The 24,889-nt window shown below is 72.2% G+C and carries 15 protein-coding genes; 9 read left to right on the top strand and 6 right to left on the bottom strand.

Annotation, left to right across the window (positions count from 1 at the left end):
• Positions 1-120: 120 nt before the first annotated feature.
• The 4 genes from ACEXOR_RS00670 to ACEXOR_RS00655 form a co-directional block, all read right to left on the bottom strand.
• Positions 121-1,590 carry an Ig-like domain repeat protein gene (locus tag ACEXOR_RS00670; RefSeq protein ID WP_374847420.1) on the bottom strand — a complete coding sequence of 490 codons (1,470 nt, stop codon included), beginning with the start codon at positions 1,588-1,590 and terminating at the stop codon, positions 121-123.
• Between the two features lie 88 nt (positions 1,591-1,678).
• Positions 1,679-2,848: a hypothetical protein gene (locus tag ACEXOR_RS00665; RefSeq protein ID WP_374847419.1), complete on the bottom strand. Its 1,170-nt coding sequence runs from the start codon at positions 2,846-2,848 to the stop codon at positions 1,679-1,681.
• Positions 2,849-3,207: 359 nt separating this feature from the next.
• The gene (locus tag ACEXOR_RS00660; protein ID WP_374847418.1) at positions 3,208-3,684 is read right to left on the bottom strand and encodes a hypothetical protein; all 477 of its coding nucleotides are present in this window, start codon (positions 3,682-3,684) and stop codon (positions 3,208-3,210) included.
• Positions 3,681-4,232, bottom strand: a complete 552-nt coding sequence (locus tag ACEXOR_RS00655) for an RNA polymerase sigma factor (RefSeq protein WP_374847417.1) — start codon at positions 4,230-4,232, stop codon at positions 3,681-3,683. Before ACEXOR_RS00655 ends, ACEXOR_RS00660 begins: the two co-directional genes overlap by 4 nt.
• A 211-nt stretch (positions 4,233-4,443) precedes the next feature.
• On the opposite strand from ACEXOR_RS00655, the gene ACEXOR_RS00650 reads away from it, so the two are divergent.
• Positions 4,444-5,022: a hypothetical protein gene (locus tag ACEXOR_RS00650; RefSeq protein WP_374847416.1), complete on the top strand. Its 579-nt coding sequence runs from the start codon at positions 4,444-4,446 to the stop codon at positions 5,020-5,022.
• A 22-nt stretch (positions 5,023-5,044) separates the two neighbouring features.
• Here ACEXOR_RS00650 and ACEXOR_RS00645 read toward each other — a convergent pair whose 3' ends face one another.
• Together ACEXOR_RS00645 and ACEXOR_RS00640 are read right to left on the bottom strand one after the other, a co-directional pair.
• Positions 5,045-7,294, bottom strand: coding sequence for a RodZ family helix-turn-helix domain-containing protein (locus ACEXOR_RS00645; protein WP_374847415.1), 2,250 nt, complete (start codon positions 7,292-7,294; stop codon positions 5,045-5,047).
• Positions 7,295-7,382: 88 nt separating this feature from the next.
• Positions 7,383-8,327 (bottom strand): M15 family metallopeptidase, encoded by a 945-nt coding sequence (locus ACEXOR_RS00640; RefSeq protein ID WP_374847413.1) that lies wholly within the window; start codon positions 8,325-8,327, stop codon positions 7,383-7,385.
• Between the two features lie 230 nt (positions 8,328-8,557).
• Between ACEXOR_RS00640 and ACEXOR_RS00635 the strand changes: the two genes are divergently transcribed.
• From ACEXOR_RS00635 to ACEXOR_RS00600, 8 genes are read left to right on the top strand one after another with little or no spacing between them, the layout of a single operon-like run.
• Positions 8,558-14,638, top strand: coding sequence for an Ig-like domain-containing protein (locus ACEXOR_RS00635; RefSeq protein ID WP_374847412.1), 6,081 nt, complete (start codon positions 8,558-8,560; stop codon positions 14,636-14,638).
• 19 nt (positions 14,639-14,657) lie between these two features.
• Positions 14,658-15,632 (top strand): AAA family ATPase, encoded by a 975-nt coding sequence (locus ACEXOR_RS00630; protein WP_374847411.1) that lies wholly within the window; start codon positions 14,658-14,660, stop codon positions 15,630-15,632.
• A gap of 23 nt (positions 15,633-15,655) precedes the next feature.
• Positions 15,656-16,924: a DUF58 domain-containing protein gene (locus tag ACEXOR_RS00625; protein ID WP_374847410.1), complete on the top strand. Its 1,269-nt coding sequence runs from the start codon at positions 15,656-15,658 to the stop codon at positions 16,922-16,924.
• On the top strand, positions 16,924-19,377 hold the full coding sequence (locus tag ACEXOR_RS00620) for a transglutaminase-like domain-containing protein (protein WP_374847409.1): 2,454 nt from the start codon (positions 16,924-16,926) through the stop codon (positions 19,375-19,377). Before ACEXOR_RS00625 ends, ACEXOR_RS00620 begins: the two co-directional genes overlap by 1 nt.
• A complete protein-coding gene (locus ACEXOR_RS00615; RefSeq protein WP_374847408.1) occupies positions 19,374-20,651 on the top strand; it encodes an RDD family protein in 1,278 nt (425 codons plus the stop codon). Before ACEXOR_RS00620 ends, ACEXOR_RS00615 begins: the two co-directional genes overlap by 4 nt.
• A complete protein-coding gene (locus ACEXOR_RS00610) occupies positions 20,648-21,523 on the top strand; it encodes a PP2C family protein-serine/threonine phosphatase (RefSeq protein WP_374847407.1) in 876 nt (291 codons plus the stop codon). Before ACEXOR_RS00615 ends, ACEXOR_RS00610 begins: the two co-directional genes overlap by 4 nt.
• Before the next feature lies 1 nt (position 21,524).
• On the top strand, positions 21,525-23,126 hold the full coding sequence (locus tag ACEXOR_RS00605) for an FHA domain-containing protein (RefSeq protein WP_374847406.1): 1,602 nt from the start codon (positions 21,525-21,527) through the stop codon (positions 23,124-23,126).
• Complete coding sequence (locus tag ACEXOR_RS00600; RefSeq protein WP_374847405.1) at positions 23,123-24,877, top strand: serine/threonine-protein kinase; 1,755 nt, start codon at positions 23,123-23,125, stop codon at positions 24,875-24,877. The genes ACEXOR_RS00605 and ACEXOR_RS00600 overlap by 4 nt, the downstream gene beginning before the upstream one ends.
• Positions 24,878-24,889 lie beyond the last annotated feature (12 nt).

Raw genomic sequence — 24,889 nt, 5'->3', positions numbered from 1 at the left:
CGCCCGAGATGGTCGAGCAGATCAGGCCGGCGGCAGCCACGGCTGCCAGCACTCGTGAAGCGGTGTGCACGCGTTCGAACCTCAGTCTTCAGGTGGTGGGAGTCGGTCGGAACAGGTCGGTCAGCGGGCCGAGGAGCGGCCGGTGGTGGCTCCGGGGCGGCGGCGCCAGAACACCAGCCAGCCGGCCACGGCCGCCGCGGTGGCGAGCAGCAGCGATCCGAAGAGGGTGGCGGCACCCATGGGCGTCGCGGCCATCCCGCCGATCCAGTCGGTGGCGAACTTCACGGCCTGGTTGGCCCCGGCTGCCGGAGTGCCGTTCTGGGCGGCGGCGGGCGGGGTCGACGAGGGCGTCGCGCTGGGTGTCGGGGTCGGCGCTGCCGCGGCCACGGTGAAGGCCACCTGGAACGAGCCGCCGTGGGCATCCGCGAGCACGAGCTGGTGGTCGCCCGTGGCGAGCCCGGCCGGGGCGGTGAAGCCGTAGACGACCGAGCCGTCGGCGGCCACGGTGGCCTTCTCGCTCAGCGTGATCGAGTCGGGCCGGATGGTGCCCGACACCGAGTCACCGGCGGTGAACGACTTCGCGGCGAGCGTCACCTTGTACTGCGTGCCGGCCGTCACCCGGTCGCCGGCACCGAGCTCTGTTCCCGGCACCACCGGCGTGTCCACGGACTTCGGGACGGTGATCGCCGGCGTCGCAGCGGATGCCGGCGATTCGCGGTACTTCACGCTCGCGGCGGCATCCGGGGTGTAGGTGGCGGTGAAGCTGTGATCGCCGGCGGCAAGCCCCGAGATCGACGCCTTCGCGGCGCCGTTGGTGACGGCGACCGGTGTGCCGACCACGGTGGTGCCCTCGCGGAAGGTGACGGTGCCCGTCGCATCCGGGAGGGAAATGGTGCCGGAGGCGGCCCTGACCGTCGCCGTCAGATCGATCGTCTTCTGGTCGGCGTTGAGAGCACCGGCGAGGTCGACGGCGGTGTCGACGGGCTCGGCGGGCGTGCCGCCCTCGACGAACGACCACGACCCGTCGGCGCCGATGTAGAGCGGCGTCCACGCGGAGTGGACGCGTCCGTCGGCGTCGCGTTGGTAGGTGAAGCTCACGTTGTCGTAGCAGTAGAGGCCGAAGCTGTGCGTGCTCCCCGGGGTCAGCGCCGTCGCCATGTCCGGAACGGCTCCGCCGCTGCTGTCGGCCCACGAGCCCGACATGAACATGTCGAGTTTCAGATCATCGGGCAGTGACCCGTCGGCGTCGACGGGAACGTCGGTGACGAAGGACGCCTCGGTGGCATCGAACTTGGTGAAGGGGTAGAAACTGAAGGCCGAGGTGTCGGCGGGCACGTCGGGCGACTCGGCCCCCACATCGGAGATGAAGCCGCTCATCCGCAGTTCTTGGCCGTCGGCCGCAGGGAGGCAGCTGAAGTCGGTCGTCATCACCGCGCCGGTGTCGCTCCACGAGCCGTGATCGGGCGAGAAGCCGATGCTCGCGGGGCTGGTGTCACCGGCCGCGATCGCGCTACTCGGCACCCCCAGGGCGAGCGCAGCGCCGACGAGGGCGATGCAGAGGGCGGGTGCGGTGTACCGGAAGGTGTTCATCGAGGTGAGACTTTCTGTGGCGCTGTGGGTGGTTCAGGCGGGAAGGGCGGTGAGCCCGGCCGGGTCGCGGCCGGGCTCACCGGGTGGATCAGTTGGTGTAGGCGCCGTTGCGGTACAGCGTGCGGTCACCGAGGTAGGACAGGTTCAGGAACCCGAACTTCGAGATGGTCGCCTTCGCGGCCGTGGTCGACAGATCGGTGGTGAGAACCTTCTCGAGGCCCGTCGCCGTGCCGGTGCCGATCACGCTGGCGTCGACCACGTTGTACGTGTCACGGGCGAGCGGGTCGGTGCTGGCGTTCGGAACGGTGGTCGCCGAACCGTAGAGCGTGCCCGGTCCGGCCACACCCGAGGTGACGACCACAGCGGTCTTCGTGGTGGTGCCGTTGTTGAAGTTCGCGATCTTGAGCGCGGCGTTCGAGACGGTGTTGGTGACGCCCGTGGTGCTGGTGTTCTTCTGGGCGATCCACTGCGCGGCCGAGAACGGGATGATGTCGCCCGTGGCGGTCAGCACCGATCCGTCGTTCTCCGCGGCACCCGACACGACGCAGCCGCCGACGGTCGTGAGGCCGATTGCGCTGATGAAGAACGAGCGGGTGCCCGAGCTCGTCTGCGGCAGCTGCGGCTTGAGCACCTGGCCTGAGGCAGCGATGGTGGGGAAGCCGCCCGAGACGCCGATCACGCCATCGGCCGACGAGGTGCAGGAGAAGATCGCGTTCAGCTGCGCCTTGGTGAAGGTCGGCGTCGCAGCGGCGGCACTGGCGGCCCGGTAGGCCACGCTCACCGCGTCGCGGGCGAACGGGATGTACTTCAGCTGGTTGGTCACCGTGGTGGCAGCGGGGCCCGACGACGACCGGGCGAAGTCGACCTGACCCTGCACGTTGACGGTGCTGCCCGCTCCGTTGTCGTAGAGGAAGGGCGTGTGCACCGAGGCACTGAGCGCCTTGACGCCGGCTCCCGAACCGCGCGGGCGCAGGAAGATCGCGCCGCCGTCCTTGGTCTGGATCGTGCTCGACAGGGTGGAGGGGAAGGCGTTCCACGAGGCGACGGAGGGAGCAACGGCGCCCGATCCGTTCGACAGACCGTTCCAGACATCCTGGATGGTGTCGGAGCCGACGGCCGCGTATGTGCGGTAGCTGGCGGGGGTGCCCGGGGTGGGAAGCGGGTTGGGCTCGGCCGAGGCGGCGGTGGCGCCGGCGAGCGTGAGGGCGAGTGCGGCGGCGCAGACCGACGCGACGCGGGCGAAGGATGACTTTCTCATGAGAATGAAGATTCCTTTGTTATAGTGCTGATGCCTTGCCCAGCTGCAACCGGGCCCAGGCGATCCCTGTGAGTGCCCGCCACCAGATCCGCTGGAGGCGGGCACTTCGCTCGTTCAGCACAGGGGGCTGACTCGCTCGAGCGAAGACTGTGGGGGCGCGCCGGGGGCTGATCTTCAGGTGATGAATTTCAGGCCGACGCCCCATCCGCAATGAGTATGCAGGCTGAGAAGGCCCGGATGCGGGGGTCACGGGAGACGGTTGCGCGAACGATCCGCTCCGGTTTCGGAGCCGGGGAATGAAGGTTTCGTGAAACCGTGCGAGGAGGGGTAACGACCGCGATTCTGCGGAAAGAGCGACCTCAGCCGGCCGAGTAGTCGGCCAGCTGGCGGCTCTCGCAGAAGGCCGGATCGCCGGTGGGGAACACCACGAGCGTCTGGTCGGAGCGCACGCACACCGTCAGCGGCGGCACCGGCGCGGGTGTCGCCCCCGGAGAAGGAGCCGCCCCACCGACGGGCAGCACGCCGGCCGCCCAGAGGGCCGAGCACATGCTCAGCGCGTGCTCGCCGGGGTCGCCCACCGCGTCGCCCGAGTAGCGTTCGCCGTCGGCCGATGCGGAGCCGAGGTCGGCCGCCGAGTAGCACGTCACGGTGCGCTCCTGCTCGGCCTGCGGTGCCACGACCACCCAGGCCGCCGCTCCGAGTGCGGCCGCGGTGAGCACTCCGGTGCCGGCCACCACGATGCGGCGCCGCATCCTGCGCCGCCGCGCCACGTAGTCGAGCACCCACCCGCGCATGGCGGCACGGCGCTCGTCGCTCAACCGGGGATCGGTGCTCATCGCTCGCCCTCCGCCGTCTCCCGCAGCCGGGTGCGCACACGGTTCAGCCGTTTGCGCACCGAGGCCGCCGAGATGCCGAGGGCCGAGGCGGCCTCGTCGTAGGAGCGGCCGTCGCGGATGATGGCGCGGTACACGCCCCGATCGAGCTCGTTCATCGTCGCCACCTCCCTCTCCAGCCGGTTCATCAGTAGTTCGGAGTCGACTCTCTCGTCGACCCGGTCCGTATCGGTCAGCGTAGGTGCCGCCTCGATCGGCGACACGATGGCGGGCCGACGCCCCAAGGAACGCAGCCGGTTGGCCGTGACGTTGCGGCAGGTCGTCAGCAACCACGGGCGTGCCGAGCCGCTCACCAGACGGATGCGCTTCAGCTTCCGCCAGGTGATGGCGAACACCTCCTGCGTCACGTCCTGCGCCTCGTCCTCGTCACCGAGTTCCGACAACGACTGGAGGTACACCGCCTCGACGTGGCGATCGTAGAACGCCGCGAAGGAGTGATCGTCGCCCCGCGATGCGGCAGCGAGCAGGCGCTCATCCCCAGGCGCGTCCATTTCTCGGACTGTACCGCACCCCGCGTGCCGGGGCGGAACGAGTCTCTTCCTCTATATCTGTGCAGCCGAACCAGTTCGTTACCCCTCACCGGCAACGTTCGCGAGCCCGTCACCGCTCGTGCGGCCGGTGGTCGGGATGGCTCCCGAAGCTTCATCTCCACGACCGGTCGAGCTCCTGCCGCCCCGTCCCCGGCCCCACTTGACTGACGCCATGCACACTCTCACACCCTCGCGGAAGCCCGCCTCCCGCCGTCTCGCCGCCCTCGGCCTCACCGCCGCCGCTGCTCTCACCCTGCTCATCGCAGGCCCGGCCGCCACCGCGTCGGCCAGCCCGGTCTCCTGCTGGACCAACCTCGACACGGGGGCGACCGGATGCTTCGACGCCTCCGTCGATCCGGTCGACGCCATCGAGAACGCCACCGGTCGCCCGGTCGTGGCCGAGACGACCGGGCCGGCCGCCGCCCGCGGCGCCGGCGAGGCCACGGCCGCGCCCGCGGCGGCAGCGGTGGACTACCTGCTGCTCACGGCCTACGACAACACCGGCCTCACCGGCCCGAGCAACAGCTACTTCACCTCGAACACCAACATCTGCACCAACGGGTACGCGTACGGCTTCACCAACTTCGGCACCTTCAACGACCGCTTCGAGTCGTTCCAGTCGTACAACGGCTGCTCGGCCACCTTCTTCGCCAACAGCAACTACACCGGTGCCGAGTACGGCCCCTACGTCTCGCGCACCACCATGGGCACGTTCAACAACACCGCCTCCTCGGTCTACGTCGGCCAGTGACCACTCCGCCTCGGCGGGCGCGTCAGGGCCGGAAGACCCGGGAGCGCCCGCCGATCGCGATGCTGAGGAACGCGTCGTCGACGGCGGCCGGCACCGTGGTGGAGCATCCGACCGGGCTCGCGGCGAAGTCGCCGGTGGTGCCGGAGTCGCTGCCGCAGACCACCCGGGCTCGCAGCGCGCCGTTGTCGGGCAGGAGGAACGACCAGGCCCCCGCCGCGCTGTCGTAGTGCACCTGCTCGACCGCGAGGGTGACCGAGGGCTCAGGGGCGAGCTGTCGCGACCAGGGGCCGCACGGGTCGGCCGGCGACCCGGCGACCGGCGGCGCATCCGTCGACGGCTCGCCCTCGCAGGCACGCAGCCGGTACTCGTACAGCTCGCCGAACGGCCCGCCGGTGACGGTTCGGGGAATGACCCCCGCGCCCAGAACCCGTGCCACTCCCCCCACCGGACTGCCCGACTCGAGTCGCTGCAGCTCGTACCAGCCGGCGGCCGGGGCGATGCCCGTGATCTGGTAGTCGTAATCGGTGCCGGAGTCGATCATCTGCCCGTCGACGGCCGTGATGGTGAGCGGATGCGGCGGCTGCTCGACGGTGACGGTCACGAGCGCGCTCGCGGCGCAGCCCCAGGCGTTGAAGCCCCACACCAGGAAGCCGTAGGCACCGGGCGCCGGGAGGAGCCCCGACACCCGGGCCTCCGACACGTCTCCCAGCGCCGAGACGGTTCCGCCGACCGGGGCCACCGGCCCCGCCGATCCCACGGTGCACGGCACGGCACCGCTCGTCCCGCCCGGGCCGAGGCTCTGCAGGAAGTAGCCGACCGCTCCCCCGAACGGTGACCAGCTGAGCGCGGCCGTCGCCGAGCCGCCGGGGGCGTCGGTGACCGAGACGGAGACGTTCGTCGGAGTCGGCGGGTCGACCACCACGGGTGCCGGCTGGGCTGCCGCACCGGAATCGTCGGGCGGACTCGAGGGAGCATCCACCGGCGCGACCGGACGCGGCGTCGGTGACGGCGTCGGGCGCGGCGCCACCGGGCCGGTGGTCTGCACCGGGCCTTCCGGGGCCACCGAAGGGGCGGCGGGATCGTCTCCGCCCGCGGCGAGCACCGTTCCACCGGGCGGCTCGATCAGCTCGGCCCAGTTCGAGACGGCGCGGTTGTCGGTCTGCACGGCCCAGATGGTGCCCGACGCCGGATCGTTCAGCACGACCCGGTCGGCGTTCACCTGGAACACCGGGCGGGCACCTCTCTCCAGGCCCACGAGGGTTCCCGATCGTCCGGAACGCGCCGAGACCGCCACCACTCCCGGCGACCCGTCGCACGAGCGCCACATCGAGCCGTCAGACCAGGCCGCGTACACGCATCCGTCGACCTCCACCGGGCGCACGGGAGTTCCCGAGTGCCCCGACGAGAGCGTGCTGACCGTCTGGGTGCGCAGATCGACCCGCACCAAGGACGAGCGGGTGGAGAGATAGACCGACCCGGGGTCGGTGGTGGCCGGGGGCGCCACCCGCGGCATGTCGGCCGTGGCCTGGAGCACGGCCCCGTCACCGGCACCGAGCACCCCCGTCAGGTCGATGTCGCCCATCGAGGTGTGCAGCATGGCCGAGCCGGGCGACAGCACCGCCCACGCGGTGAGCGTGCCGACGACCTGCGGGACGACGCCGCGGTCGAGGGTGATCGGCACCCGCGCGGCGTCGCCCAGCGACCGGCCGGGCTCGGCGACGCGCACCTCCCCGAGGGTCGGCGAGACCGCCAGCACCCCGCCGGCGGGGGTGCCGGTGACGACCGACCTGGCTCCGAGCTCGACGAGCGGCGGGGCGTGCGGGTCGAACGACCCGAGGGCACCGGCCGGAACCGTCCAGAAGCCTCCGTCACCGCTGACGATGGCGGCGTCGTCTCCCGCGATCGTGACCACCGCCCCCTCGGGGAGCGACGCCGACCCCACGGCCCGGGCCGCCGCGGGATCGACCCGCTGCACCGTGCGGGCGCGGGGATCCACGGCCAGCACGATGGTGCCGCTCTGCACCACCGAGGTGTCCGGCCCCGCCGCGTCGTCGCCGACGACCGTGTTCAGCTCGTCGACCGCGGTGTCGTACCGGCCGAGGCTCGCCAGGGTGCGGTTGACGACCCAGACCCCCGCATCCCCCGCCACCTCGTGCTCGGGCGGCTGCGGCTCGGTGGCCACGAGGCCGCCCACGGCCAGACATCCCGCCAGCACCCCGGCCGTGCCGACGAGCCACCGTCGCCGGAGGATGCGGAGCCGCGCTGCAGCCACAGCCCGCCACCCCCTCCCCCGATCGACGACGGCGCCATGATAGGGCCGCGACGTGAACGGCCGGGGGTCGTTCGAGAAGTACGGAGCGTCAGCCCGCGTAGCTCGGCGCGGCCGGCAGCCCGAAGAACTCCTCCAGCGTCGGGATGCCCGTGGTGTGCAGCTCGGTGGCGAGCGGCACCCCCACCCAGCGCCAGTGCCACGGCTCGAACTCGTAGCCCGTCACCGGGGTTCCCCCGTCGGGGTAGCGCAGCACGTAGCCGAACCGGTAGGCGTTCTGCTGCAGCCAGGCGTAGGCGGGGGTGGCGGCGAAGCAGCGGCCGTCGGTCGAGCATCCCGAGTCGGTGTCGAGGATGTCCATGGCCATGCCGGTCTGGTGCTCGCTGAACCCGGGGCGGGCGCTGGTGAGGTCGGCTCCGGCCACCCCGAGCGAGTTGACGTAGTAGTCGTACGCGCGCACCTGCACGCTGTAGGAGCGGTAGCCGCTCTGCGCCACCAGGTGCAGCCCCGCCTCGTCGTGGGCGGCGTGGAACATGTCGACGAGTGCCGCCGCCGCGTCGGCCCTCAGCTGGTAGCCGTTCGGGTTCGGGATGTCGCCCGGCAGGTCGACGAGGTCGGGCGGCCCGTAGTCGGCGCCGTCCTGGATGGGGCGGAGCTTGTTCACCACGACCCAGGGGCTGAGCGGATCGTCCACGGAGTTCGCCGATCGGTCGAAGGAGGCGGGAGCGGGAGGTGCCGGAGGTTCGGTGGGCGCGACGGGCGGGGCCGAGGGGGCCGCCGTGGCGTCTGCCGCCTGAGTGGACGGTGTGGGCGAGGGCGTCGTCGAGAACGACGGCGCCGGCAGCGTGGGCGTGCCGGTGGCGGGTGTGGTGCCGACCTGCTCGGCCGAGACCGAGTGGCCGAGCGGCAGCACCCCGGTGGCCGCCAGAGCGCCGAACGTGACGACCGACGCGACCACGACCGTCGCGATGGAGACCACGATCGCCCGCTTGCGGCGGGAGTTCCGCCGGCGCTGGCGTTCCCTCGTCCTCGACACCTGGCGAGCATAACGCGGCTCGCTGCGGAAGCCCCTTGCGTCAATGGGGAGAACTCCCCCCACTACTGGGGGCACTCGATTTGGGTGGATTTCGCGAACCGTGTTTGAATGGCCCACGTGGGGGGCTCTCCGCACCCGAAGTCGAGAGCCGAAGGCCACGGCTCTTGCCATGCCGGTACGCCCCGCAGTCTTACCCGCACCGCTGTACATACGTGACGATGTGGAGACCCGTGAGGCTGTTCGAGGCTATCCGACGACGCAAGGCGACGACGGCATCCGTCGCGACGGTCGCTGCTCTCGCCATCAGCGTGACGACGATGGCGTTCCTCTATCAAGGCATCGAGACCGCCGACGTCGACCTCAACGACGGCGGCGTCTGGGTCACCAAGCCCACCGGCCTCCTGCTCGGCCACCTCAACCACCCCGCCCAGGTGATCGACGGCGGTCTGCGCACCGCCTCCACCGACTTCGACGTGCTCCAGCACGACGAGACGGTTCTCATGCTCGACGCGGCCGGCGCCTCGCTGACCCCCGTGAACCCCATCACCATGGCGCTCGAGTCGCCGCTCATCCTGCCGCCCGAAGCCGCGGTGTCGCTCGGCGGGCCCACCGTCTCGGTGCTCGACCGCGACACCGGCGAGCTCTGGGCCGGCGACGCCGCCCGCGCGGGCTCGCTGCAGCTCGACCCCGACAAGCCTCTCGAGGAGCTCGGCGGCTCCGGCGCCGCGGTGGCCGACGTCGACGGCAACGTGCACGCCATCTCGCCCTCGGCGGGCCGCCAGCTCGAGTTCGCCCGCGACGCCGACGGCGCGCTCGCCAGCGAACCGACCACGAGCGACCTGCCTGAGATCGAGGAGGGCGCCCGCCTCACGCTCACCACGGTGGGCGACCAGGCCGTCACCTTCGACGCCACGACCGGCACCGTCATCCTGCCCGGCGGCGCCTCGGTCACCCTGCCCGATGCGGTGGACGGCGTCATCCAGCCGACCGGCCCCGCCAGCGACGACGTGCTCGTCGCCACCGCCACCTCCCTCATCCGTCAGCCCCTCTCGGGCGGCGAGGCCACCGTCATCACCACGAAGGGCGAGCCCGGCACCCCGGCCGCTCCTGTGTACCTCAACGGATGCGCGTACGCGGCCTGGGCGGGATCGGGCTCGTACCTGCGCGACTGCACCGGCGACGCCGACGACGTGCAGCAGCAGATCGAGGGCCTCGCGGCCGACGCGCAGCTGCGCTTCCGCGTGAACCGCGACGTGGTGGTTCTGAACGACGTGTCGACCGGTGTCGTGTTCCTGGTGAACCAGGACATGAAGAAGGTCGACAACTGGGACGACATCGCACCTCCCCCCGAGAAGAGCGACTCCGAGGAGGAGGAGGACAGCACCGAGGAGGAGCTCCAGGTTCTGCTGCCCGACCGCACCGAGGAGAACACCCCGCCCACGGCCGAGGACGACGAGTACGGCGTGCGACCGGGCCGCACCGTGGTGCTGCCCGTGCTCGACAACGACATCGACCCCGACGGCGACATGCTCACCGCGGCGCTCGACGGAAACCAGCCGGGCATCGGCGAGGTGCAGCGCATCCTGAACGGTGCGGCGCTGCAGATCGTGGTGGCCGCCGACGCCACCGGCAGCGCCAAGTTCACCTACCGGGTGGACGACGGCCGCGGGGGCAGCGACACCGCCACGGTCTCGCTCACGGTGCGCTCGCCCGAGCAGAACACGCCGCCCGTGGAGAAACGCGTGAGCGACGTGCTCGTGGAGCTCGGCGCCTCGGTGAGCCACAACGTGCTGCCCGACTTCTCCGACCCCGACGGCGACGACATGTACGTGGTGGGCGCCTCCACCGGCACCGACGACCAGGTGCAGTTCCGGCCCGACGGCCAGATCACCTTCACCAGCGTCGACCAGAACACCGGCCCGAAGGAGGTGACGGTCACCGTCTCCGACGGCCGCAGCGAGAGCGAGGGCACCGTGCGCTTCCAGGTGCGCGACCCCGGCAGCCTCGCCCCCGTCACCAACGGCGACACCGTGGTCACCACCGTCGACGAGCGCGTGACCGTGGCGCCCCTCGACAACGACCTCAGTCCTTCGGGGGCACCACTCCGCCTGGCGAAGGTGAACCCGGCGACCGGCGCCGAGGTGGAGCCCGACTACACCACCGGCACCTTCGGCTTCACCAGCAGCACGGTGGGCGACTACTACGTGCAGTACCTGGTCTCCGACGGCCCGAAGACGGCCGAGGGCCTCGTGCGGGTCACGGTGCTTCCCGTCACCGACACGGATGCCGCGCCCATCGCCGTGCGCGACACCGCCCAGCTGCCGAGCGGCGGTTCGACCCTCGTGAACGTGCTCTCGAACGACACCGACCCGAACGGCGGCATCCTCGCCGTGCAGTCGGTGCAGGTGCCGGCCGAGGCCGCCGTGAGCGTGGAGGTGCTCGAGCACGAGATCCTGCGCATCACCGACCGAGGGCTCACCGCCCCGCTCACCATCACCTACACGGTCTCCAACGGGGCCGCCGCCTCGCGCGGCGAGGTGTTCATCACGCCCATCCCGGCGCCCGATCGCCTGCTCCCGCCGCACGCCGAGGACGACACCGTGACCGTGCGCGTGAACGACATCGTCACCATCCCGGTGCTGGCGAACGACAGCCACCCGAACGGCGACACCCTCTCGCTCTCGCCCACCCTGATCGACCCGCTGATCGACCCGGCCGACGGCCAGGTGTTCGTGGCCGGCAACACCGTGCGCTTCAAGGCGGGCCCCGAGCCCAAGACCGTCTACGCCACCTACGAGGTCGTCGACTCGCAGGGCCAGAAGGATGCGGGCTACATCACCATCCGCATCGTGGGCCCGGATGACGGCACCAACTCGCCTCCGCGGCCCGAGGACGTCACGATCCGTGCCCTGCAGGGCACGACGGTGCGCATCCCCATCCCGCTGGACGGCATCGACCCCGACGGTGACTCCGTGGAACTCGTGGGCCAGAGCTCCGCTCCCGGCAAGGGGCGCATCACCGAGGTGGGCGAGGCGTGGCTGGTGTACGAGGCGTACCCCGACTCCACCGGAACCGACACCTTCACCTACTCGGTGCGCGACCGGCTCGGGGCGACGGCCACCGCATCCGTTCTGGTGGGCATCATCCCCGCGAGCGACTCCAACCAGCCGCCCTACGCCGTGAAGGACACCATCACCGCGCGCCCCGGCCGCACGGTGGCGGTCGACGTGATGGAGAACGACAACGACCCCGACGGCGACCCGATCGCCATCCGCTCCGACGGCCTCACGGTTCCCGACGGCGTCACCGCCTCGGTCGAGGGCGGCCGGGTGATGGTCACCGCTCCGAGCACCCCCGGCGACTACACGCTGCAGTACGCCATCGTCGACCGCTGGGGCGCCGAGGCCACGGGTACCCTGCTGATGACGGTGAGCCCGGATGCGCCGCTGGCCGCGCCGATCGCCCGTGACGACGCCGTTCCGGTCGCCGACATGCTCGACCGCACCACGGTCGACGTGAACGTGCGCGAGAACGACGACGACCCCGACGGCACCATCGACGGCCTGGTCGTCTCCACCGCCGACCCGGCGGCGACGCCCCTGTCGAACGGCAACCTGCAGATCCAGCTGCTGCCCACCTCGCAGATCATCACCTACACGGTCACCGACCAGGACGGCCTCTCGGCCTCGGCGTTCGTGACCGTGCCCGGCAGCGACAGCCTGCCGCCGGTGCTGCGGCCCGGCATCGAGCCCCTGGTGGTGAACGACGGCCAGACGGTCGACGTCAAGCTCTCCGACTACGTGCTCGTGGGCGACGGCAAGACCGCCCGCATCACCGAGGCCGACAAGGTGCGCGCCGCGAACTCCAACGGCGCCAACCTGCTGGTCGACGAGAGCACCATGCGCTACACGCCGAAGCCCCGCTACGACGGGCCCGACGCGCTGAGCTTCGAGGTGACCGACGGCACCGGGCCCGACGACCCGAACGGGCGCAAGGCCACCCTGGTCATCCCGATCACCGTGGTGTCGGACTACAACACGCCGCCCACCTTCAAGGGCGCCACCGTGAACGTGGCCGCCGGCGAGGACGAGGTGGCACTCGACCTGCGCGCCAGCGCCGAAGACCCCGACGACGGCGAGCTCGAGAAGCTGAGCTTCTCGATCGTGGGCCAGCCCGCCCAGGGCGTGACCGCGAGCCTGGACGGCTCGACCATCAAGGTCAAGGCGAACGCCGACGCCCCGCGCACCCCCTCGACCCTCGACATCGAGGTGTCCGACGGCACCAATGCCCCGGTGCGCGGACAGGTGACCATCAACGTGCTGGCCACCACGCGCAACCCGCCCTCGGCCACCGACGACGTGGTGCCGCAGGCCAACCAGGGCCAGACCGTGTCGGTGCCGGTGCTCGCGAACGACTTCAACCCGTTCCCCGACACCCCGCTGCAGATCACCCAGGCGGTCGTGGAGACCGGCAGCGGCTCCGCGAACGTCGACGGCGGCAACGTCTCGGTGACCCCCGACGCCTCGTTCGTGGGCACCATGGTGGTGGCCTACACGGTGCAGGACGCCACCGGCGACCCGACCCGCACGGCGGATGCGCGCATCCGCCTCACCGTGCAGGGGCGGCCCGATGCGCCGGCCACGCCGACGGTCACGAGCATCCAGGACCGCACCGTGGTGCTGAACTGGAACCCGCCCGTGAACAACGGCGCCGAGATCACCAGCTACGCCGTGACGAGCCCGCAGGGGTACTCGAAGACCTGCGCGTCGACCACGTGCACGCTGGACGGCCTCACCAACGACGTGGAGTACACCTTCTCGGTGACCGCCACGAACTCGGTGGGCGTCTCCGACCCCTCGCCCTCGTCGGCCCCGGCCCGACCGGATGCCCGTCCCGACCAGCCGCAGCCGCCCACCCTCGTGTTCGGCGACAAGAGCCTCACGGTGAACTGGGTGACGCCGCCGACGCACGGATCGGCCGTGCAGTCGTACAACCTCGAGATCACCCCCGCCCCGTCGCGGGGTGCGCCCTCGCGCTACGGCGTCACCGGCAACTCGATCGTGTGGGAGGGGCTGGAGAACGGCACCGCGTACACGGTGCGCGTGCAGGCCGTGAACAAGGCCCCCGAGCCCTCGGACTTCAGCGGGATGTCGGCTCCCGAGATCCCCGCGGGCGTTCCGGAGACCCCGGGTGCACCCACCACCACGCCGGCCTCCCCGGTGGGCAGCCAGGCCCAGATCCAGGTTCAGTGGACGGCACCCGCCGCGAACGGAGACGCGATCAGCTCGTACCAGCTGCAGACCCTCCGCGGCGGCGAGGTGCAGTCGACCCAGACCGTCACCGGCACCTCGGCCAACGTCACGGTCGCCACGAGCGAGACCGACTACACCTTCGCCGTCTCGGCCCACAACAAGGCGGGCGACTCGGCCTTCAGTCAGCAGTCGGCCGGCCGGCGGGCGGCGGTGCCGCCTTCGGCCCCGACGAACGTGTCCGCGGCGCCCACCGGTGCGAACGGTGTCTTGAACGTGACGTTCAGCCCGGGTGCCACCAACGGCAGCAAGCCGGGCGAGGTCGCCTACCGCTACCGCGTCAACCAGAGCGGTGCGACGGGCTCGATCCCGTCGGGCGGCGGTCAGATCGGCGGCATGTCGAACGGCAACGACTACACGATCTCCGTCTGGGGCGTGTCGACCGTCGAGGGCGTCAGCCCCGGCGCCGAGGGCACGTCGAACGCGGCGAACCCCTACGGCCCGCCGAACCAGCCGGGCGCCCGTGCCACCGGCAACGCCAAGAGTGTCACCGTGAGCTGGACGGCCCCCGCGACGAACGGCCGGCAGTACACGATGTGGATCAGCATCGACGGCGGCGCCGAGGAGCAGGTGAACGGCAGCGGGTCGCGCGAAGTCGGCGACGGCTACTCGCAGGATCACTCGATCTCCGTGCGCGTGCAGGACACCGAGGGCGGCCAGGCGTCGGCCTCCGACTCGGCCCGCTCCGGCGAGGAACCGCCGAGCGTCTCCGGATCGGTCTCGAAGGGCGCCAACGTCTTCAAGCCCGGCACCTGCGAGTCGTCCGGCTGCGCCTACGTGAACGGAACGTTCAGCGGCCTCAAGCCCGGCGGCAGCTACGTGCTGCACTACATGTCGGCCCGTGACGGCGAGTGGAACTCGGTCTCGTTCACCGCGAGCGGCACCACCCACACCCGCAACAACGAGTCGTACTACGGCTACAACGGCACGCAGGTCTGGGTGACCATCACGGGCCCCGGTGCCGGCCCCAACGGAATCGAATCGAACAAGGTCAATTGGTAGCCACGAGACAAGGAACACGATGACGATGACACCCGAGCAGGCGACGTGGTTCGCCGGCACCTTCGACCGCCTCGTGCAGAACGTGAGCCTCGCCGTGCTCGGCAAGGACCACGTGGTGCGCCTGACCCTGATGGCGATGATCGCCGAGGGCCACGTGCTGCTCGAGGATGCGCCGGGCACCGGCAAGACCAGCCTCGCGAAGGCCATCGCGGCGACCGTGCAGGGCACCAGCCAGCGCATCCAGTTCACGCCCGACCTGCTGCCCTCCGACGTCACCGGTGTGACGATCTACGACCAGGACACCCGCAAGTTCGACTTCCACAAGGGCCCGATCTTCGCCTCGATCGTGCTGGCCGACGAGATCAACCGCGCCAGCCCGAAGACCCAGTCGGCTCTGCTGGAGGTCATGGAGGAGTCCCGCGTGTCGGTCGACGGCGTGGCCCACGAGGTGGGCCGGCCGTTCCTCGTGATCGCCACCCAGAACCCCATCGAGCAGGCTGGAACCTACCGGCTGCCCGAGGCCCAGCTCGACCGCTTCCTGATCAAGACGAGCATCGGCTACCCCGATCTCGCCTCGGCCGAGCAGATCCTCGCGGGCTCCGCGAACCGCAACCCCTCCTCGGGCCTGTCGCCCGTGATCACCACCTCCGCCGTGGCCGACATGGCCGATCTCGCCTCCACCGTGCACGTCGACCCCGCCATCCTGCGCTACACCGCCCAGCTGGCCGAAGAGACCCGCTCGGCCCCGGAGTCGCGCCTCGGCGTCTCGGTGCGTGGTGCCATGGCGCTCATCCGCGCCTCGAAGGTGTGGGCCGCCACCCAGGGCCGGCACTACGTGCTGCCCGACGACATCAAGGTGCTGGCCGGCCCGGTCTGGACCCACCGCTTCGTGCTCGACGCCGAGGCCGAGTTCTCGGGCGCCTCGGCCGAGGGCGTGCTCGCGCGCGTGCTGGCCGACGTCGCCGCGCCGCAGTCGAGGCAACCGGCTGCATGAGCCGGCTGGGGGAACGAGCGCGGATGATCGGGCGCACGGCGCCCGGTCGCTGGGTGACCGGCACCGGATGGCCGGCCGTGCGATCGGCCGCGCTCACGACGGGCCGCGCCGTCGGCCCCGTGGCCGGGCCGGTCTTCGGCACCGTGTCGGGCTTCGGCTGGGCCGTGCTGGGGGCGACCATCGCCGCCTTCGTGGCGGGAGCCGCGTTCGGCTGGCGTGAGCTGGTCGTGATCGGCTTCGTGCTGCTCGCCGCCCTCCTGATCGCCATCGGCTTCGCGGTGGGCCGCTCGGCCTACGCCGTGCGGCTCGACCTGGCGCTGGACCGCGTGGTGGTGGGTGAGCGCGCCGTGGGCCGCATCGCCGTGTCGAACACCTCCGCGCGCCCGCTGCTGCCGGCCCGCATCGAGCTGCCCGTCGGCTCGGCCTACGCCTCGTTCCAGCTGCCGCGCCTCGCCCCCGGCGCCGAGTACGACGACCTCTTCGGCATCCCCACCAAGAAGCGCGCCGTCATCGTGGTGGGCCCCGTGCGCTCGGTGCGCGGCGACCCGCTCGGCCTGATGCGCCGCGAGATCAGGTGGACCGACCCGGTCGACCTGTTCGTGCATCCGAAGACCGTCTCGCTCGGCGGGTCGTCCTCGGGCTTCCTGCGCGACCTCGAGGGCGTCGAGAGCCGCATCATCACCGACAACGACGTCTCCTTCCACGCGCTCCGCGAGTACGTGCCGGGCGACGACCGGCGCTACATCCACTGGAAGACCTCGGCGCGCACCGGCAAGCTGATGGTGCGCCAGTTCGAGGAGACCCGCCGCTCGCACCTGGCCATCGCGCTCTCCACCAACCGGGTCGACTACTCCCCCGCCGAGGACGGCGAGGAGGAGTTCGAGCTGGCCGTCTCGGTGGCCGGTTCGCTCGGCGTGCAGGCCCTGATGGAGGAGCGCGAGCTGACCGTGCTCACCCCCTCGGCCACGCTGCACACCGAGACCGGACGACGCCTGCTCGACGACCTCTCCGACGTGGCCACCGCCGACCGCCGCGAGAACGTGGTGCAGCTGGCCAAGGCCACCGGCACCGCCGTGCCGCAGGCCTCGGTGGCCTTCCTCGTGTTCGGCGGCGGGGTCACCCCCACCCAGATCCAGGCCTCCTCGGTGCACATCCCGCTCGGCGTGCGCGTGATCGCGATCGCCGCCCGCCCGGGGGCCGCCATCTCGCTCCGCCAGCTGGGCGAGATCGCCCTGCTCACGGTGGGCGACCTCACCGACCTTCCCCGCGCCCTCCGGAGGACGACCACCTGATGTCCACCACCCCTCCCGCACCCCGCGGCCGCCGTGCCGCGGCCGCCGCCACCCGCGGCGCCTCAGCACCCGCCGCCCGCGGCGCGTCCGTGCCCGCCGGCCGCCGTGCCGCGAGCGCCTCCACCCCGCTGCTGCCGCCGCTGCCCGCGAACGCCCGCCCGGCCTGGTCGATGGCGACGGATGCGGGGGTCATGCTGCTGCTGTCGCTGCTGTCGCTCATCACCCTCGGCCCGGCCTTCGGCGGCGTCGGCTACCTCGTCGCCGGGCTCGGCGGCGCCGTGCTGGGCACGGCCATCGGCTTCGTCGGCTGGCGCCTGAGCTGGAACCTGATCATCGTCACCGCGGTGACGATCGTGGTGTACCTGCTGCTCGGCGGCCCGCTGGCGGCGCCCGGCACCACGATCTTCGGCGTCATCCCCACCCTCGACACCTTCCGCACCATCGTGCTCGGCATCGTGTTCTCGTGGAAGGACGCCCTCACCCTGGTGGTGCCCGTCGGCGAGTTCGACGGCACCCTGGTGGTGCCGTTCCTCTCGGCCCTCGTGGCGTGCGTGCTGGCCACCAGCTTCGCGCTGCGCCTGCGGCGCTTCTCCTGGGCGCTGCTGCCTCTCGTGGCGCTGTTCGTTCTCGGCATCGCCTTCGGCACCCGGGAGGCCGCGTTCCCCGTGGTGCAGGGGCTCGCGTTCGCGGGCATCGTGCTGGGCTGGACGGCCTGGCGCCGCCAGGAGGCCCGAGCCCGGGCGGCCAGGGGAACCAACCTCGGCGGCGGCAGCTCGCTCGACGCCGACACCGCGCGCCGGCTGCGCACCACGCGCCTGGCCACGGCCGCCGGCCTCGTGGTGGGTGCGCTCGTGGTGGGTGCCGTCACCGGCGGCCTGCTGGTTCCGGCCTCGGCGCGCGAGGTGCTGCGCGACCAGATCGTGCCCCCGCTCGACCTGCACGACTACCCGAGCCCGTTGGTGGGCTACCGCAGCTACGTGCGCGACTTCAAGGAGACGTCGCTGTTCACCGTGAAGGGCCTGCCCGACGACGCGCGCATCCGTCTCGCCACCATGGACAGCTACGACGGCATCGTCTACGACGTCGCGGGCGACGGCACCGAGGGGTCTGGCACCTTCACCCGGGTGTCGAGCGAGATCGCGAACGACGTGCCGGGCGACCCCGCCACCCTCGATGTGACGGTGACCGGGCTCGACGGGGTCTGGGTTCCCGATGTGGGCTACCTCGACGGGTTCCGCTTCACCGGAGACCGTGCCGACCAGCTCGGTGGCGCCCTGCACTACAACGCCGCCACCGGCGTGGCCATCGACACCGTGGGCGTCACCGACGGTGACACCTACTCCCTCGACGTGGTGATCCCGAAGAAGCTGAAGGACGAGCAGCTCGTGAGCCGCAAGGTCGACTCGGTGAGCATGCCCCGCGCCTCGGGCGTGCCCGACGTGGTGAGCTCGCTCGCCGCCGAGTACGTGGGCGACGCCGACACCCCCATCGAGGAGGTGCGCAACATCGCCTCGAACCTCAGCCAGAACGGCTTCTTCAGCCACGGTCTCGAGGGCGAGGCCGTCTCGCGGGCGGGCCACGGCGCCGAGCGCATCGCGAGCATGCTCACCGCCCCGCAGATGATCGGCGACGACGAGCAGTACGCGGTGGCGATGGCCCTGATGGTGCGTTCGCTCGGCATGCCGGCACGCGTGGTGATGGGCTTCTACCCCGACGACTACGCCGGCCCGGATGCGACGCAGGACATCACCGGCGACGACCTGCACGCCTGGGTGGAGGTGCCCTTCGAGGGCGCCGGCTGGGTGTCGTTCGACCCCACGCCGCCCGAGGACCAGGTTCCGCTGCAGGAGGCGCCGAAGCCGAAGTCCGACCCGAAGGCCCAGGTTCTGCAGCCGCCGCCCCCGCCGCAGGCCCCCGCGGAGCTGCCGCCGGACATCCGCACCGAGGACACCGAGCAGGAGGACGCCGACAAGGACGGCTTCGACCTGCTGCCCGTGGTGATCGTGGCCGGCAGCATCCTGGGCGCCCTGATCGTGCTGTTCGGGCCGCTGCTGACGATCGTGCTGCTCAAGCTCCGGCGCCGGAAGCGCCGTCGGCTCGCTCCCCGCCCCGTCGACCGGGTGAGCGGCGGCTGGGACGAGATCGTCGACCGCGCCGGCGACCTGGGCACCCCCGTGCCCTCGGGCGTCACCCGCCGCGACGGCGCCCTCGTGCTGGCCTCGGAGTACCCCTCCGCACCGGTGCTCGAGGTGGCGAGCTCCGCCGACGCCCGCGTGTTCGGGCCGGGCGACCCGAGCCCCGACGACGTGGAGCAGTACTGGACCGAGGTCGACGCCGTGGTGAGCACGATGGCCGCCTCGAAGTCGTGGTGGGTGCGCTTCAAGGCCCGCTGGTCGATACGATCGTTCTTCCGCCGCGACCGCGCGCCGAAGCGAGGAGGATCCCTACGATGACGGATGCCAGCCGACCCTGCGTGCAGTGCGGATCGCCCGTGCCCCGCAACGCCCAGTTCTGCCTCGTCTGCGGCACCCCCGCCTCGGCGCGCAGCCAGTCGGCGGCCCTCGGCCGGGTGGCGGGGCAGGCCCCCGGCGCCGGTCCGGGTGCGGCGCCGCTGGACGGCTGGCGGCCGGAACCCGCGGTCGAGCCCATCCGCGAGGGCGACGTGATGCCGGCCGGCTACGGACGTCGGGTGCTCGCGTTCGTGCTCGACGGGGTGTTCGGCACCATCCTCTGGCTCGTGATCGTGCTGCCGCTGATGGCGTTCGGGGTGGTGCAGTTCTCCACCTCGGGGTCGAGCATCCAGTTCACCGGTCTCAGCGCCGTGGGGCTCCTGATGCCCTCGCTGCTCTACCCGCTGGCGAACCTGCTGATGCAGTCGTTCCTCGGCTTCTCGCCGGGCAAGGCCATCATGGGCCTGCGCATCGTGCGACTCGACACCCTCTCCCGGGTGGGGCTCGGCCGCATGCTGCTGCGCGGGCTGGTGGTGTGGGGCGCCTCGCTGGTGTTCTTCATCGGCCAGTACGTGGTGTGGCTGTCACCGCTCTGGGACTCCTCGAAGATGAGCCGCGGCTGGCACGACAAGCTCGCCGGCACCTGGGTGATCGACGTCAAGGCCGGCCCCAACCCGCTGAAGGCCCGGCCGGGCCAGCTCGAGCTCGACGGCTCGGCGACGGATGACGCGGTGACCCCGGCCCCGCCGGCTCCCCGAGCCGTGCCCGCCACGTTCGCTCCCCCGCCCGTGGCCTCGCCGTCGATGGCTCCGGCGGCGAGCGCCCCCATCTCGACCGTGCCCGGCTTCGCGCCGGAACCCCTCGTGACACCGGCGCAGACCGCGCTCGGCGACGACTTCGACAGCACGCGCCTCTCCGGCTCGGGGCCCGTCTCCGTGCCCGCCGGCGTGGTGGTGTTCCGGCTCGACTCGGGCGAGGTGGTGCCGATCACGCGTCACGGCGTTCTCGGTCGCGACCCGGTGGCACCGGGCGGCGACGGCTCCGATCTGCTGATCGCACTGCAGGGCGACACCCTCTCCGTGTCGAAGACGCACCTCGAGTTCGGCGTGGAGCCCGACGGCGTGTGGGTGAGCGATCGCGGCTCGACCAACGGCAGCGCCATCGTGCGGGCCGACGGCGTGGAGTACGTGCTCGACCCGGGCGAGCGCATCACCGTGCGGCCGGGCGACCGCATCCGGGTGGGCACGCGGGTGCTGCAGGTGGAGGGGTCGGCATGAGCGACGGAGTGGGCGCTTCGGGCACGTCGGGCGTCGAGCGCGACGAGCTCGTGCTGCACGTGGGCACCGCCACCCACACGGGCCTGCGCCGGCGCGCCAACGAGGACGCGTTCCTCGCCGCCGAGCCGGTCTTCCTGGTGGCCGACGGCATGGGCGGTCACGAGGCGGGCGAGGTGGCGAGCGCCCTGGCGGTCGACGCGTTCACGGCTCTCACCAGCGAGCGCAGCATCGACGCCGCCGACATCCGGCTCGCGTTCGACCGCGCCCACGAGGCCATCGCCGCCATCGTGTCGACCGGACTCCGCCGCGCGGGCACCACGGTGTCGGGCGTCGCCGTGGCCGAGAGCGACGGCCGCGCCCACTGGCTCGTGTTCAACCTCGGCGACTCGCGCACCTACCGGCTCACCGGTGGCGAGCTCGAGCAGATCAGCGTCGACCACTCGGTGGTGCAGGAGCTGCTGGACGGCGGCGAGCTCGACCGCGCGGCGGCGGCCAGTCATCCGGATCGCAACGTGATCACCCGGGCGCTCGGGGCCGGTGGCCCCTACCAGGCCGACTACTGGCTGGTGCCGGTGGAGTCGGGCGACCGCATGCTGATCTGCTCCGACGGCATCTCGGGCGAGCTCGACGACGAGCTCATCGCCCACGTGCTGATCGAGGAGCAGTCGGCCCAGGAGGCCGCGACCCGCCTCGTGCACGAGGGCCTGCTGCGCGGCGGCCGCGACAACCTCACCGCCGTGGTGATCGACGCCTGGAGCCGCGCCGACGCCGAGGCGCGGGCCGCGGGCGGCGTCGACGACCGTGGCCACGGCGATCCCCATGGCGAAGACACCATCCCCCGGCCTCCGGTCGAAGTGGGCGGAAGGAACTGACATGAGCGAGATCGTCTACACCCCGGGCACCTGGCGCGGCGTCGTGTCGCCGCGCGGGGTCGCGGTGCTGCCGTCGGACGTCGGCCCCGAGGTCCTCGACCGGGTCTGGCGCGCGCTCGACGGCGGCGACGGCCTCGGTGCCGTGCTGGAGTCGCTGGCCGGGGCGTTCGGCACGGGGCTCAGCGCCCTGCCGCCGTTCGCGGTGGCCACCTTCGACGGCGGCGGCATCCGGGTGGCGGTGCGCGGCGACCTCGAGATCGAGATCGACGAACGGCGAACGGATGCGACCGGCGGCGCGCCGGTCGTGGTCTCGGGAGCCGACGTCACCACGTGGAGCGAACGGGTGGTTCAGGCGGCCGACGCCCTGGTCTTCCGCACCCCGGAGCAGCCGGGTGCCGAGGGCTTCGGCATCGCCAACGGCATCGTGCTCTGCTCGACCCTCACGGCCACCCTCGCCGCCGCAGCCACCGTCGAGGCCACCCGCACCCCCGCAGCCACCCCTCCCCACCCCCCGCGACTCGTCCCGAATCCCGCGGATTCGGCCGAGAACGCGGGAAATGGGACGAGTGGCGGGGGTGCCGAGCCCGCGTCCGCGCCCGCGGCCGTGGTTGAGCCCGAGGCGGCGGCGTCGGAGCTCACCGTCGTGCACGACGATGGGACGAGTGGCGGGGGCGAGGAGCTGCACGAGGAGGTCGAGAGCACCCGCACCGAGCTGCCCGACGACGCGTACGACCACCTCTGGGGCGCCACCGTCGTGAAGTCGGTGGAAGACGCCGCCGTGCGCGAGCTCGACGACGAGGACGAGCACGACGACGCAGCTCCCACGACCTCGCCGGCGCCCGCAGCACCGGCCGCCGCAGCTCAGAGCCCCGCGGCCCAGAACCCCACGCCCGCAGCACCGGCACCGGCGCCGGCGCCCGCGCCTGCCGTGCCGCCCGTGGCGAGCTCCGGGCTGATCGACAGCGTGCCCGGGTTCGGCACCATGGGTGCCGCCTCCGGCAGTGCGGGCTTCTCGGGGGTCACGGTGCCTCCGGTGCGTCCGCCCGAGCCCGAGCCCTCGGCCGGCTTCGCCCCGCCCACCGGCGCGCCCGCCCTCGGAAGCCCACCCGTCGCCGGCTCACCGGCATCCGGAACCGTCTCCCCCGCCCCCGGCAGTGCCCGGGCCGACGACGACCACGACGGACTCACCGTCACGGTCTCCGAGCTCGAGGCCATGCGTCGCCTGGCCGACGCGGCGCCCGCCGCCGAGCTGCCCGCCGGTGCTCTCGGCCGCATCGTGCTCTCCACCGGCGAGAGCTACCCGCTCGACCGCCCGGTGATCATCGGCCGCCGGCCCCGCGCCAACCGGGTGCAGGCCGATGCCGTTCCGATTCTCGTGGCCGTGGCCAGCCCCGAGCAGGACATCTCGCGCAACCACCTCGAGATCCGCCTCGAGGGCCGGCACGTGCTGGCGGTCGACCTGGCCACCACCAACGGCTCGGTGCTGCACCGAGACGGTTCGCCGCCCAAGCGCCTCGGCCCGAACGAACCCGAGCTCGTGCTCTCGGGCGACGTGATCGACCTGGGCGAGGGCATCAACGTGGTGTTCGAGGAGATTCCGTGAGCGCGCGCCGGCCACCCTCGGCACCGCCCGAGATCCCGGGCTTCAGCTACGTCGAGCTGCTGGGCTCGGGCGGCTTCGCCGACGTCTTCCTCTACGAGCAGCGGATGCCGCGCCGCCGGGTGGCCATCAAGGTGCTGCTGGCGGAGGCACTCACCGAAGGCGCGCACGAGAGCTTCGACGCCGAGGCGAACCTGATGGCGCAGCTGTCGACGCATCCCTCGATCGTCACCATCTACCAGGCCGACATCGCCGGCGACGGCCGGCCCTACCTCGCCATGGAGTACTGCCCGAAGCCGAACCTCGGCGCGCGGTACCGGCGCGAGAAGATCAGCGTGGCCGAGGCGCTGCGCATCGGCGTGCAGGTGGCCGGTGCGGTGGAGACCTCGCACCGTGCAGGCATCCTGCACCGCGACATCAAGCCGGCGAACATTCTCGTGACGGAATACAACCGCCCGGCGCTCACCGACTTCGGCATCTCGGTGGCCCTGGTGGGCGGCGGCGAGCAGGAGTCGGTCGGCATGTCGATCCCGTGGTCGCCGCCGGAGGTGTTCGGCGCGTCGCCGCAGAGCGGCACCGCGGCCGACATCTACTCGCTCGGCGCGACGGTCTACACCATCCTGGCGGGCCGCTCCCCGTTCGAGGTGCCGGGCGGCGCGAACTCCGGGCTCGACCTGATCGCCCGCATCCAGTCGTCGCCGCTCACCACCACGGGCCGGGCGGATGTTCCGCCCTCGCTCGAAGAGGTGCTCGCGACGGCCATGGCCAAGCGCGAAGACGCCCGTTACGGCTCGGCGCTGGAGTTCGCCCGGGCGCTGCAGAAGGTGCAGCTGGAGCTCGCGATGTCGGTCACCCCGGCCGACGTGCTCGACGACCAGCTGCCCACCGACGACTTCGAAGAGGAAGACGACGGCAACACCCGCATCCGCGGGATCGTCACCATCGACCCCACCGCACCGGTGACCGGCCGGCGCGGCACGCCCCGCGCACCCGCGAGTACGGCACCCGCGACGCCCACGGGGCGGCCTCCGGCGGCGTACTCCCCGGCTCCCACCCGGACACCGGCCCGGCCCGGCCCGGCCGGCGGCGTCGCGGGGTCGCGCGCATCCGGAGCCGGCGCCCCGCCCGCCCCCGGCGCCTTCGGTGCCCCCGCCGCACCCGCCGCCCCCGCCGCACCCGCCGAGGAGCGCACCCAGCTGCGCAACCGCGCGCCGGGGGGCGTGCGCCCCGGCCCGGTGCCCGGCAGCATCTCGGTGCCGGTCGGAGACGACCTCGACGAGACGCTGCACCGCGCCCTGACCGCGCCCGGCGCCGATGCCCCCGCCACCGAGCACCGGCGCAGCAAGCTGCCCTACATCATCGGCTCGATCGCCCTGGTGCTGCTGATCGGCGTCGGCGCCCTCGTGTTCGTGCTGAACGGCGGCGCCGGCAGCCCCGCCGAGCAGGCCACCCAGGAGACCGACTCGCCCGTCGACAACGTGCAGATCGACAACGCCACGGTTCCGGCCCCCACGGGCCTCGCCGCCACCACCTCGGCCGCCGGCGTCGTGTTCACCTGGACCAACCCCGACCCGCAGCCCGGCGACAGCTACCGCTGGTCGCGCACCATCGCGGGCCAGCCCGAGCAGGCCCAGCGGGTGGAGCAGCCCACCATCACCCTGCCGGCCGACGCCGAGGCCGACGTGTGCATCCAGGTGTACCTCGTGCGCGCCGACGGGCGCGGCTCCGACCCGGCGGCGACGTGCGCGCCATGACCGGGAACACCG

This window comes from Herbiconiux liangxiaofengii, assembly GCF_041927335.1.
Classification (GTDB): domain Bacteria; phylum Actinomycetota; class Actinomycetes; order Actinomycetales; family Microbacteriaceae; genus Herbiconiux; species Herbiconiux liangxiaofengii.
The sequence above is the reverse complement of the archived record's forward strand: the minus strand, read 5'-3'. Positions and strand labels throughout refer to the sequence as shown.

Bases quoted from the DNA above. Each gene is read 5' to 3' on its own strand.
- ACEXOR_RS00670 (WP_374847420.1), bottom strand. From the start codon at position 1,590: ATGAACACCTTCCGGTACACCGCACCCGCCCTCTGCATCGCCCTCGTC.
- ACEXOR_RS00665 (WP_374847419.1), bottom strand. From the start codon at position 2,848: ATGAGAAAGTCATCCTTCGCCCGCGTCGCGTCGGTCTGCGCCGCCGCA.
- ACEXOR_RS00660 (WP_374847418.1), bottom strand. From the start codon at position 3,684: ATGAGCACCGATCCCCGGTTGAGCGACGAGCGCCGTGCCGCCATGCGC.
- ACEXOR_RS00655 (WP_374847417.1), bottom strand. From the start codon at position 4,232: ATGGACGCGCCTGGGGATGAGCGCCTGCTCGCTGCCGCATCGCGGGGC.
- ACEXOR_RS00650 (WP_374847416.1), top strand. From the start codon at position 4,444: ATGCACACTCTCACACCCTCGCGGAAGCCCGCCTCCCGCCGTCTCGCC.
- ACEXOR_RS00630 (WP_374847411.1), top strand. From the start codon at position 14,658: ATGACGATGACACCCGAGCAGGCGACGTGGTTCGCCGGCACCTTCGAC.
- ACEXOR_RS00625 (WP_374847410.1), top strand. From the start codon at position 15,656: ATGATCGGGCGCACGGCGCCCGGTCGCTGGGTGACCGGCACCGGATGG.
- ACEXOR_RS00620 (WP_374847409.1), top strand. From the start codon at position 16,924: ATGTCCACCACCCCTCCCGCACCCCGCGGCCGCCGTGCCGCGGCCGCC.
- ACEXOR_RS00615 (WP_374847408.1), top strand. From the start codon at position 19,374: ATGACGGATGCCAGCCGACCCTGCGTGCAGTGCGGATCGCCCGTGCCC.
- ACEXOR_RS00610 (WP_374847407.1), top strand. From the start codon at position 20,648: ATGAGCGACGGAGTGGGCGCTTCGGGCACGTCGGGCGTCGAGCGCGAC.
- ACEXOR_RS00605 (WP_374847406.1), top strand. From the start codon at position 21,525: ATGAGCGAGATCGTCTACACCCCGGGCACCTGGCGCGGCGTCGTGTCG.